The sequence below is a fragment of the Moraxella nasibovis genome, from assembly GCF_029581575.1.
GTDB lineage: Bacteria > Pseudomonadota > Gammaproteobacteria > Pseudomonadales > Moraxellaceae > Moraxella > Moraxella nasibovis.
Window position 1 is genome coordinate 2,087,878 of record NZ_CP089975.1, and the last position, 12,363, is coordinate 2,100,240.

General features: G+C 46.3%; 5 protein-coding genes, 3 tRNA genes, 3 rRNA genes and 1 other RNA gene. All 12 read right to left on the reverse strand.

The features are described 5' to 3' along the window. Positions 1 to 26: 26 nt before the first annotated feature. The 12 genes from lepA to coaD all read right to left on the reverse strand — a co-directional run bounded on the left by lepA (position 27) and on the right by coaD (position 12,354). Positions 27 to 1,826, reverse strand: a complete 1,800-nt coding sequence (gene lepA, locus LU290_RS09935; protein ID WP_277808425.1) for a translation elongation factor 4 — start codon at positions 1,824 to 1,826, stop codon at positions 27 to 29. A gap of 110 nt (positions 1,827 to 1,936) precedes the next feature. Continuing rightward, on the reverse strand, positions 1,937 to 3,124 hold the full coding sequence (locus tag LU290_RS09940) for a capsule polysaccharide biogenesis protein (RefSeq protein ID WP_277808426.1): 1,188 nt from the start codon (positions 3,122 to 3,124) through the stop codon (positions 1,937 to 1,939). 103 nt (positions 3,125 to 3,227) lie between these two features. After that, positions 3,228 to 5,408: a capsule polysaccharide biogenesis protein gene (locus LU290_RS09945; protein ID WP_277808427.1), complete on the reverse strand. Its 2,181-nt coding sequence runs from the start codon at positions 5,406 to 5,408 to the stop codon at positions 3,228 to 3,230. Positions 5,409 to 5,528: 120 nt separating this feature from the next. Further along, positions 5,529 to 5,642, reverse strand: a 5S ribosomal RNA gene (gene rrf / locus LU290_RS09950). Positions 5,643 to 5,769: 127 nt separating this feature from the next. Further along, positions 5,770 to 8,627 (reverse strand): 23S ribosomal RNA (locus tag LU290_RS09955). 268 nt (positions 8,628 to 8,895) lie between these two features. Next, positions 8,896 to 8,971: transfer RNA gene (locus LU290_RS09960), tRNA-Ala, on the reverse strand. A 4-nt stretch (positions 8,972 to 8,975) separates the two neighbouring features. Beyond that, positions 8,976 to 9,052, reverse strand: a tRNA-Ile gene (locus tag LU290_RS09965). Between the two features lie 60 nt (positions 9,053 to 9,112). Further along, positions 9,113 to 10,643: ribosomal RNA gene (locus LU290_RS09970) — 16S ribosomal RNA — on the reverse strand. Together the 16S, 23S and 5S rRNA genes with 3 tRNA genes alongside form the textbook arrangement of a ribosomal RNA operon. Positions 10,644 to 11,032: 389 nt before the next feature. Next, positions 11,033 to 11,109 (reverse strand) — tRNA-Met (locus tag LU290_RS09975). Positions 11,110 to 11,185: 76 nt separating this feature from the next. Beyond that, positions 11,186 to 11,526: RNase P RNA component class A (gene rnpB, locus LU290_RS09980), an RNA gene on the reverse strand. A gap of 36 nt (positions 11,527 to 11,562) precedes the next feature. Further along, positions 11,563 to 11,808 carry a YfhL family 4Fe-4S dicluster ferredoxin gene (locus tag LU290_RS09985; protein ID WP_277808428.1) on the reverse strand — a complete coding sequence of 82 codons (246 nt, stop codon included), beginning with the start codon at positions 11,806 to 11,808 and terminating at the stop codon, positions 11,563 to 11,565. 45 nt (positions 11,809 to 11,853) lie between these two features. Then, on the reverse strand, positions 11,854 to 12,354 hold the full coding sequence (gene coaD, locus LU290_RS09990; protein ID WP_277808429.1) for a pantetheine-phosphate adenylyltransferase: 501 nt from the start codon (positions 12,352 to 12,354) through the stop codon (positions 11,854 to 11,856). Between the last annotated feature and the right edge of the window lie 9 nt (positions 12,355 to 12,363).

Consider the following 12,363-nt stretch of genomic DNA (forward strand, 5'->3'; position numbering starts at 1 on the left):
TCCCAATCTCAATGCCGTCTCGTCGCTTAGCTATCAACTTTCAATACCGCCAAGAAGGCTTCTTGTGGGATTTCTACCGAGCCCACTTGTTTCATGCGTTTTTTACCTGCTTTTTGTTTTTCTAAGAGTTTTTTCTTACGGCTGACATCGCCACCATAACACTTGGCAAGAACATCTTTACGCATCGCTTTGACGGTAGAGCGAGCGATGATTTGGCTGCCGATGGCGGCTTGGATTGCCACATCAAACATCTGACGGGGAATCAGCTCTTTCATCTTCTCAACCAGCTGATTGCCACGGCGGCGAGCGTGTTCTTGGTGGCAAATCATCGCCAAAGCATCGACTTTTTCGCCATTGATCAGCACATCGACACGAGACAATTTGTCCGCCTGATAACGCTCAAAAGCATAGTCGAGCGACGCAAAGCCACGAGATGCCGATTTTAATTTGTCAAAGAAATCCATCACCACCTCGCCCATCGGAATGTCAAAGACGACTTGGACTTGGCGAGCCATAAACTTCATGTCCACCTGCACGCCACGGCGCTCGATGGCAAGCGTGATGACATTGCCCAGATATTCTTGTGGCACTAGGATATGACAGCGAGCGATCGGCTCACGAAACTCTGCAATCACGCCCACATCAGGCAAACGAGATGGGTTGTCGACATAGACGATGTCGCCATTTTTCTTGACCACTTCATAAATCACCGATGGCGCAGTGGTAATCAGATCAAGGTCATACTCTCGCTCTAAGCGCTCTTGGATGATCTCCATGTGTAGCATACCAAGAAAACCACAGCGAAAACCAAAGCCAAGAGCATCCGAAGTATCTGGCTCAAAAAAGAGCGCCGCATCGTTAATTTGTAGCTTTTGTAAGGCTTCACGGAATTTTTCAAAATCACTTGAATCAATCGGGAACATGCCTGCATAAACTTGCGGTGTTACCTTTTGAAAACCTGGAATATTCTCAACCTCTGGCGTCTTAGCAAGCGTGATGGTATCGCCCACAGGCGCCCCTTGAATGTCTTTAATGCCTGCAATCACAAAGCCCACTTCGCCCGCTTGCAAGATACCCGTCTCCAAGCGTTTTGGCGTAAAGACACCGATGGATGTCACCAAGTGGCTCTCGCCTGTGGATTTGACAAAAATCTTATCGCCAGTACGCACCTCGCCTTCACGCACTCGCACCAGCGAGACCACGCCCAGATAATTATCAAACCAAGAATCAATGATCAAAGCCTGTAACGGTGCCTCTCGGTCGCCTGTTGGGGCTGGGATTTTATCCACTAATACTTGCAATAATTCATCAATGCCAAGTCCTGTCTTGGCTGACACTCGTGGTGCTTCTACCGCTTCAATGCCGATGATGTCTTCAATCTCTTCAATGACTCGCTCAGGCTCAACTTGTGGCAAGTCAATTTTGTTCAACACTGGCAAAACCTCCAAGCCCTGCTCAACTGCCGTATAGCAGTTCGCCACGCTTTGAGCTTCCACGCCTTGAGCGGCATCCACGACCAGCAAAGCCCCTTCGCACGCCGCCAAGCTGCGAGACACTTCATAGCTAAAATCCACATGCCCGGGTGTGTCAATGAAATTAAGCTGGTATTTTTCGCCATTGGGGTGATTATAATACAGCGTCACCGACTGCGCCTTGATGGTAATACCACGCTCACGCTCAATGTCCATGCTGTCTAAAACCTGCGCTTGCATTTCACGGTCAGACAAACCGCCACACACTTGGATAAAGCGGTCGGCAAGCGTACTTTTGCCGTGGTCAATGTGAGCGATGATGGAAAAATTACGAATGTGAGAAAGTGCGGTCATGGTTTTCATTGCAAAAATAAAATAATAACAGACTATTGTATCAGCTTTTGCAGAAAAAACATAGATAATTCAAGGAATCTGGCAAATTTTCATAAGGCTTGGCGTGGTTTTTATTTGTCCTTGCCCAAATCCGCCACTTCCCAAGGTGCTAAGCCATAAAATGAGCCGTTGAGCTGTGTTTGCTCAATCAAATATTCACGAAACTTTAAATAAAACTCACGATTTGGCGGTGTTGGATTACCCCAAAACTCATCTAGGGGTTTTTGGTCGGTCAAACCTTTGATATCATACAAAGCCCGCCCCATGATTTTGGTGGGTTTTTGGTGATAAACAGACTGTAATCCTGTGGTACTATTGATGGTAATCATGCCAATGCTGGCACGAATCAGACTTGGCAGGTGCATATCACAGCCATACAAAACCCGCCCTTCAATGCCAAAAGAGCGAGCGGTGCGATCAATGAACGAGCGATAATCACGATGCCCACGATCCAAAGGATGATGCTTAAATAAGACTTTCGTACCTTTTGGCGCACACTTGGCAAAGCTGTCAAGCACCTCGGTGATGAACGCTCGCACATCTTCATAGTCACTGTGGTGCGTGATTTGCGAATCATTATGCACTTGCAGACTCACCAAATAAAAATTATCGCCCTGATTGATCAGGCGATGCTGCAAATGTTTATCGGGCAAATATCGGCACAGTTTACGCACAGGGGCAATCAGCCACGCCCTCATCTCCTGCCAAATACTCAAACCCCGATAATGCTCATAATGCGGATAACGCCTTTGTCCAATAAACACGACCAAATAATACACCATGCTTGCCACACACAGTCGCCAAAAACGGTTGGCGGTGTAGTTGGGCTTGTCATTTGCCCTGTCAAATCCTTCAATCAAATCAGGATTAAGCCGAGAATAACCATTGATGCCATGCTCTTCAAGCGTGATATAATCAGGGCGCAAATAGCCTTCTTCAAAGACAAAAAAAGACACACCAAGCGCACTGGTCACACGGCTGGCGACGGCATGATAAGGGCGACAGTCATTAAAGCAGACCACCGCATCAATATGATACTGCTCAATAATCTGACTGATGAATGCGTCAAAATCCGCTACGGTGCCACGATAATTGTCCATCTTATCTTTGTGGCAATAAAAAAGTGCATCGCCTGCATTAAAATTGATTTTGCGAACCTGTTTGCCCTGCTCCATCAAAAAAGTCGCAAAACGACAAAAAAAAGTCCCCATCTTGCCCTGTAAAAGCAAAATGTTTTGATGCGTAAGCAGGTGATCCATGGTTGCGGACATAAGCGACAACTTGGTGACTTAAATTTGATGGTTCAAAAAAACAGTGATGATAAAAACACTCTATTTTAGCACAATTTTATCCAATTTTGAGTTATCGTTTTGTATCATTATAAAACCGCATGGCAACAGTTTTTACCCTTTGCCAAAGACGAGTAATGACTGAGCGTTTTACAGCGGTGGGTTGATTGTACAAATAATCAATCACTTCTTCAGGTGTCGCCAAGCCGTAACCTTTGGGCAAATGATACAAAGGATAGTCAATCAGCGTCCCAAAAATCAACGCCTCCAACGACAAAGGCGAACGCTTGCGGCGATTTAGGGCGTCAATTTTTGGCAGATTATCCGGCTCTACCACATCCACCGTCAGCCCAAATCCTGCATAAAACGGCACGCCATAACACACCACCTCTCGCCCACGCAACAAAGCCTCAAAACCTGTCAGCGAACTGATGGTATGCACCACATCGCACACATCCAGACAATCTGGCATGGCAACATCGGACGCCACCATATCCGCAAAAGCAGTATTCTCCACATGCCCAACTCTTAGCCCCGCCTCCACATCTGGGTGTGGCTTATAAATGATCACATCATCAGGAAAATCTGCACGCACCTTAGCAAGCAAATCTGCATTTTTAACAATCCTACTGGCACAGCTTTGCACTGATGCATCATCTTCTACTTGCCCCACCACAAGGCGAATTAAAGCATTTGGTTTTTGCTTTCTTAAACTATTGATTTTATTTATAAAATCATCATTACTCACACCGACATTATACTTACTGACCCGTTTGGTCAAAAGTAGCTCGTGCAAACGGTTGGCTCTTTGATGCTCTTCGTCCGTCAAGACAATATTTGCCAAGATCACCTCAAGGCGACTAGGAGCGGTGGCATCATAATAAATGCCCACATCATCCATGACCACCGACAAAGGTGCAATCAGACTCGCCCCTAAGCCATTGGAGCGAATAAACCCATCTTCCATACACCAAATGGCGGCATCAGACTCGCCCAATACTGCCAGTTTTTGTGCGAGCAGTCGCTTACTTTGAATGCCCCAAGTAACATAAGAACGATTTTTTTGTTGCAAAAATGGCTTTAATACGCAAGTATCGTCATAAATTCTTGCAATTTTTCTTGAAATTTGAGCAAAATTTGCCCAGATTTTTTTGATTGAAAAATGCATTTGCACCTTAGGAAAGCCCAAAAATGCACGCACAAAAGCCACTTTCCAGCGACTAAAATCATAAGCCAGCACATTACCCGCCAGTCTATCCTGCCAATCTCGGTTTCGTGTCAAATAATCAATCACCGTGTCAATGTCGCACGCTTTTTTGGTGGCAGGATTGGCATAATGGCTGTACAATACATAGCTGGCATAAAAAAGCTGCTCCACGCTGGCAGTCGCCTCAACGCCATGACAAGCACGAGCCTCACAATAAAACGGTTTATCCAGCAAATGCGTATCATCTGTCAGCCCAAAGCCTGCATACCAACTCACCCCAAAGCAATGCACTTTTTTGCCAAGTAGCAAGGCCTCAAAGCCCATGTGGCTACTGACCGTATAAACAGCGACAGCCTGTCTAAGCAAAGCAATTGAATTACACAGCTCTTTTAAATAATAAACGCCCTGCACTTCATCCGCAAAATACCCTTTGCCCTCTGGATGAGTCTTAATCCAGATATTGGCATTGGGATAAGCGTCTTTTGCATGAGCAATCATGGCATTAAAATCATCAGCCGTAGCCCCCGCCCCAGAAATAGACGCATCGCCCTTCACTTGATCAATAATAATGACATGACTTTGACTGTTGCCAGCCAATTCGGTCAAATCTGGTGCAGATTTTGTTGCATTGTATTTGGATAAATGTTGGGTAGTAATCTTGTTAATCCATGCTTTTGATTGATCAAACCATTCATCGCTCCAATTTTTCATGGTTGCAATGATCAGTGCTTGCAACAAATTTGGCTGTGATAAATCAAAATAAATCCCCTGATCGTCCGCCACAAAACTTGCTGCAAATTTACTATTCACACCACCATCAAGCGACCGCAAAAAGCCATCTTCAACAGTAATCAAGGGCAGGGACAATGACTGAGCCAAGTGATAAGCTCGCACGCTACTGGGCTTTTTTCCCCAAGCAATCACCGCCTGTGAATTGGCGTGCTTATTACTGCCAAGCATCGCTCCAAAGGCAATGCCAAGCAAGTGATTATTCCTAATAATACCCCTGGTAGCAAGCAGGTGCTTAGGCATGGTCATTTTTTTCATGAGTTGATCAAATATTCAAATCAAAGAATTACCAAGCATTATAACACACCCCACCACCTTCAACAGAAATTTAAAAACCAAAAACCCCCTCCATCATCCGACAGAGGGGGCTAAATAAGGTGCTGACGATGACCTACTCTCACATGGGCGAACCACACTACCATCGGCGCTAAGACGTTTCACTTCTGAGTTCGGGAAGGGATCAGGTGGTTCCATCTTGCTATTGTCGTCAGCGTAAAAGGATTAACAACGCTGTTATGAGTCTGTTATTTTATTTTTATTCAAGATTGATTCAAGCTTGTTAGGTAAAATCTTTACACTTTCCATTAACACTGTCAGTGGTAAACCACTTGGGTGTTGTATGGTCAAGCCAAACGAGCAATTAGTATTGGTTAGCTACACATATCACTATGCTTCCACACCCAACCTATCAACGTCGTAGTCTACAACGGCTCTTTAGGGAAATCTTATCTTGAGGTCGGCTTCCCGCTTAGATGCTTTCAGCGGTTATCCGATCCGAACATAGCTACCCGGCGATGCTACTGGCGTAACAACCGGAACACCAGAGGTTCGTCCACTCTGGTCCTCTCGTACTAGGAGCAGATCCTCTCAAATTTCCAACGCCCACGGTAGATAGGGACCGAACTGTCTCACGACGTTCTAAACCCAGCTCGCGTACCTCTTTAAATGGCGAACAGCCATACCCTTGGGACCTGCTTCAGCCCCAGGATGAGATGAGCCGACATCGAGGTGCCAAACACCGCCGTCGATATGAACTCTTGGGCGGTATCAGCCTGTTATCCCCAGAGTACCTTTTATCCGTTGAGCGATGGCCCTTCCATACAGAACCACCGGATCACTAAGACCTACTTTCGTACCTGCTCGACTTGTGGGTCTCGCAGTTAAGCGCGCTTTTGCCTTTATACTCTATGGACGATTTCCGACCGTCCTGAGCGCACCTTCGTACTCCTCCGTTACTCTTTAGGAGGAGACCGCCCCAGTCAAACTACCCACCATACATTGTCCTTAGATCTGTTAATCTCAAGTTAGAACCCCAACATAACCAGGGTGGTATTTCAAGGATGGCTCCATAGGAACTGGCGTCCCTACTTCAAAGCCTCCCACCTATCCTACACAAGTTAGGTCAAAGTTCAATGTAAAGCTGTAGTAAAGGTTCACGGGGTCTTTCCGTCTAGCCGCGGGTACACAGCATCTTCACTGCGATTTCGATTTCACTGAGTCTCTGCTGGAGACAGCGCTGCCATCATTATGCCATTCGTGCAGGTCGGAACTTACCCGACAAGGAATTTCGCTACCTTAGGACCGTTATAGTTACGGCCGCCGTTTACTGGGGCTTCGATCAAGAGCTTCGCTTACGCTAACCCCATCAATTAACCTTCCAGCACCGGGCAGGCATCACACCCTATACGTCCACTTTCGTGTTTGCAGAGTGCTGTGTTTTTAATAAACAGTTGCAGCAGCCTGGTATCTGCGACTGCCAACAGCTCAAAGAGCAAGTCTTATCACCATCGGCAGCGTACCTTCTCCCGAAGTTACGGTACCATTTTGCCTAGTTCCTTCAGCAGAGTTCTCTCAAGCGCCTTGGTATTCTCTACCTGACCACCTGTGTCGGTTTCGGGTACGATTTCTTTATGACTATCGCTTAGAAGCTTTTCCTGGAAGCATGGTATTTGCCACTTCGCCAGTAAACTGGCTTGCTATCAGATCTCAGTAATAGTCTAGCGGATTTGCCTACTAAACCTACCTACATCCTTCCACCTGGACAACCAACGCCAGGCTGACATAACCTTCTCCGTCCCTCCATCGCATCATAAACAAGTATCGGAATATTAACCGATTTCCCATCGACTACGCCTTTCGGCCTCGCCTTAGGGGTCGACTCACCCAGCCCCGATTAACGTTGGACTGGAACCCTTGGTCTTCCGGCGAACGGGCTTTTCACCCGTTTTGTCGTTACTCACGTCAGCATTCGCTCTTGTGATACCTCCAGCATGCCTTACAGCACACCTTCACAGGCTTACACAACGCTCCCCTACCACTTAATTGAAACAATTAAATCCGCAGCTTCGGCTCCTAGTTTGAGCCCCGTTACATCTTCCGCGCAGGCCGACTCGACTAGTGAGCTATTACGCTTTCTTTAAAGGGTGGCTGCTTCTAAGCCAACCTCCTAGCTGTCTGTGCCTTCCCACATCGTTTCCCACTTAACTAGGAATTTGGGGCCTTAGCTGGCGGTCTGGGTTGTTTCCCTCTTGACGACGGACGTTAGCACCCGCCGTCTGTCTCCCGGATAGTACTCATCGGTATTCGGAGTTTGCATCGGTTTGGTAAGTCGGGATGACCCCCTAGCCGAAACAGTGCTCTACCCCCAATGGTATTCGTCCGAGGCGCTACCTAAATAGCTTTCGGGGAGAACCAGCTATCACCGAGTTTGATTAGCCTTTCACCCCTATCCACAAGTCATCCCCTGGCTTTTCAACGACAGTGGGTTCGGTCCTCCGGTGCCTGTTACGGCACTTTCAACCTGCTCATGGATAGATCACTCGGTTTCGGGTCTATACCCTGCAACTAAATCGCCCTATTAAGACTCGGTTTCCCTACGGCTCCCCTAAACGGTTAACCTTGCTACAGAATATAAGTCGCTGACCCATTATACAAAAGGTACGCCGTCACGGAATAAATCCGCTCCGACTGCTTGTATGCACACGGTTTCAGGTTCTATTTCACTCCCCTAACAGGGGTTCTTTTCGCCTTTCCCTCACGGTACTGGTTCACTATCGGTCAGTCAGGAGTATTTAGCCTTGGAGGATGGTCCCCCCATCTTCAGACAAGATTTCACGTGTCTCGCCCTACTTAATATGTCGCATTTGCAGTTTCGCATACAGGACTATCACCTACTATGGTTGGCTTTCCCACGCCATTTTGCTACTACAAGTTTGATCGGCTCCTCCCCGTTCGCTCGCCGCTACTTGGGGAATCTCTATTGATGTCTTTTCCTCGGGGTACTGAGATGTTTCACTTCTCCCGGTTTGCCTTCTATCCAAAGGATAGAATACCTATCTTATGATAAGTGGGTTTCCCCATTCAGAAATCGCCGGGTCACAGGATATTGCCACCTCACCGACGCTTATCGCAGGCTATCACGTCTTTCATCGCCTCTGACTGCCAAGGCATCCACCATGTGCACTTCATTACTTGACCATACAACCCCAAGTAGTCTTGGTGTCATAAGGGTAATGTGTAACGATTCACCTATGTTTACGCTTGATTCAGTTCTCTTTACTTTAGGTAAGTACATTTTGGGGTGTACTTACCATGGTAATTTATTTGTTGGAATAAATAAATTACCCAGACTCATAATCATGTTGTTAAATAATGATATAAACTTCGTCAGTTTATAAGATGTTCTACATTAAGTAGAAATAAGAAATCTAAACTTGGTTTTGATTGCTTAGTTCTAATTAATGATTGGTGGAGCCAAGGAGAGTCGAACTCCTGACCTCCTGCGTGCAAGGCAGGCGCTCTACCAACTGAGCTATGGCCCCAAAATGGTGGGTCTAATAAGACTTGAACTTATGACCCCCGCGTTATCAACACGGTGCTCTAACCAACTGAGCTATAGACCCGTTTTAAACATCTTCCTAAAGAACAACTTGTTGTGAATTCTTGCTAATCAGATAATTCATTAAGGAGGTGATCCAGCCGCAGGTTCCCCTACGGCTACCTTGTTACGACTTCACCCCAGTCATCGACCCCACCGTGGTGATCGCCCTCTTGCGTTAGGCTAACCACTTCTGGTGAGATCAACTCCCATGGTGTGACGGGCGGTGTGTACAAGGCCCGGGAACGTATTCACCGCAGCATTCTGATCTGCGATTACTAGCGATTCCGACTTCATGGAGTCGAGTTGCAGACTCCAATCCGGACTACGATTGGCTTTTTGAGATTAGCATCACATCGCTGTGTAGCAACCCTTTGTACCAACCATTGTAGCACGTGTGTAGCCCTGGTCGTAAGGGCCATGATGACTTGACGTCGTCCCCGCCTTCCTCCAGTTTGTCACTGGCAGTATCCTTAGAGTTCCCGACCGAGTCGCTGGTAACTAAGGAAAAGGGTTGCGCTCGTTGCGGGACTTAACCCAACATCTCACGACACGAGCTGACGACAGCCATGCAGCACCTGTATCTAAGTTCCCGAAGGCACTCTCGCATCTCTGCAAGATTCTTAGTATGTCAAGACCAGGTAAGGTTCTTCGCGTTGCATCGAATTAAACCACATGCTCCACCGCTTGTGCGGGCCCCCGTCAATTCATTTGAGTTTTAACCTTGCGGCCGTACTCCCCAGGCGGTCTACTTATTGCGTTAACTGCGTCACTAAGTCTTCAAGAGACCCAACGACTGGTAGACATCGTTTACGGCGTGGACTACCAGGGTATCTAATCCTGTTTGCTACCCACGCTTTCGCACCTCAGTGTCAGTATGATGCCAGGGAGCTGCCTTCGCCATCGGTATTCCTCCAGATCTCTACGCATTTCACCGCTACACCTGGAATTCTACTCCCCTCTCACCTACTCTAGCTTACCAGTATCAGATGCAGTTCCCAGGTTAAGCCCGGGGCTTTCACATCTGACTTAATAAGCCACCTACGCGCGCTTTACGCCCAGTAATTCCGATTAACGCTTGCACCCTCTGTATTACCGCGGCTGCTGGCACAGAGTTAGCCGGTGCTTATTCTGTGGGTAACGTCAGGGCTAATGGGTATTAACCATTAGCTTTTCCTCCCCACTTAAAGTGCTTTACAACCAAAAGGCCTTCTTCACACACGCGGCATGGCTGGATCAGGCTTTCGCCCATTGTCCAATATTCCCCACTGCTGCCTCCCGTAGGAGTCTGGGCCGTGTCTCAGTCCCAGTGTGGCTGATCATCCTCTCAGACCAGCTACAGATCGTCGCCTTGGTAGGCCTTTACCCCACCAACTAGCTAATCCGACTTAGGCTCATCTATTAGCGAGAGCTAAAAGCCCCCTTTCTCTCGTAAGACGTATGCGGTATTAGCTATCCTTTCGGATAGTTATCCCCCACTAATAGGCAGATTCCTAAGCATTACTCACCCGTTCGCCACTAATCATATCTAGCAAGCTAGATAATCATCGTTCGACTTGCATGTGTTAAGCCTGCCGCCAGCGTTCAATCTGAGCCATGATCAAACTCTTCAGTTTAATCTTTGTGTTGCCTAATTGATTATTTACTTAGAAAGTAAAATAAAAAGTTAGGACTTTTAATTTTGGCTCATTTATTACTAGCAAAATTTGCTCATCGTGTAAATGAATTAACTTTGAGTATTTTTGCTTGATAAATGATAATTTTTATATTATCTTGTATTAGCAAAAATCCACACAAGTTGTTCTTTAGTTTTGATTTTAAATAGTGTCTGATACATCGTCTGTATCATCAATCAAGGCTGACCATTTTATCACAGTATTTTGTGTTGTCAAGCTTTTTTAAAAAAATTTATTTTTATTTTAAAAAATGCTTTGTCGTCAGCAGAAATTTTATTATACAATATTTTGAATTGAAGTCAATAGCTTTTTTCAAATTATTTTATAATTGGTGGCGATGAAGAGACTTGAACTCTTGACCTCACGATTATGAGTCGTGCGCTCTAACCAGCTGAGCTACATCGCCGTTACAGGGTGCGAATTATACAGACAGTTTTATTCGCTGTCAATGGTAATTTTCATATTTTTAGAAAATTTTTAAAAAATTAGGCAAACCGATAAGCCGGGTTCTGTCGTGGACAATCATTCATCTAGGCGTACCATCGCTGGCACGCTCAAGCAACCTACCCGTGTTCTGAGCGGGCAACCCATTGAACACCTATTTGGTCTTGCTACGAGTGGAGTTTACCATGCCATGAACTGTTGCCAGTCATGCGGTGGGCTCTTACCCCACCCTTTCACCCTTACCTATATACATAGGCGGTCTGCTCTCTGTTGCACTGGTCGTGGACTTTCGCCCCCTAGCCGTTAGCTAGCACTCTGCCCTGTGTAGCCCGGACTTTCCTCCCCTTCTAATAGAAGCAGCGATTGTCTGGTCTGCCAATTGCTTATTATAGCATGAATTTTCAAAAATCCAACACTAGCCTGTAATTCTATGATACTTTGCCAAAAGTGCCGACTCATCTTCAATATGATCAGGGTCTTTTGGAATGCAATCTACTGGACAAATATCTACACACTGTGGCGTATCATAATGCCCAACGCACTCGGTACAAAGATCAGGATTGATGACATAAATGTCGTCGCCTGCTGATATTGCTTCATTGGGGCAAACAGGTTCGCACACATCACAATTGATGCATTCTTCGGTAATTTTTAGTGCCATTATTATTGATAATTATTGTTAAAGTAAAAATGGGTAAAGCAAAAACTAGTGATACTCAGGAAATTTTTCGGTAAAACCTACCAATACACAAGGTGGCACAAATTTGGACACATCGCCGCCCAATTTTGCCACTTCACGCACCAAAGTTGATGAAACAAAAGAATATTCTTGTGATGGCGTTAAAAATACCGCTTCAAAATTCTCATCAAGACTGCGGTTCATGTTCGCCAAGCCAAATTCATACTCAAAATCCGAAACCGCTCTAAGCCCACGAATCACCGCTTGAGCGTCTTGTTCTTTGGCAAAATCCACCAAGAGCCCCTCAAAACCCACCACCGACACACGCGACTCGCCTGCGAACACCGCCTTGACCATCGCCACTCGCTCATCAAAGCTAAACAACGGTTTTTTGTGATGGGCAAACGCCACCGCAATGACGACTTCATCAAACAATCGCAGAGCTCGCTTCACAAGATCAATGTGTCCGTTGGTAATGGGATCAAAAGTGCCAGGATATAGGGCTTTTTTTGGGGTATGTGTCGTCATTGGCTGATC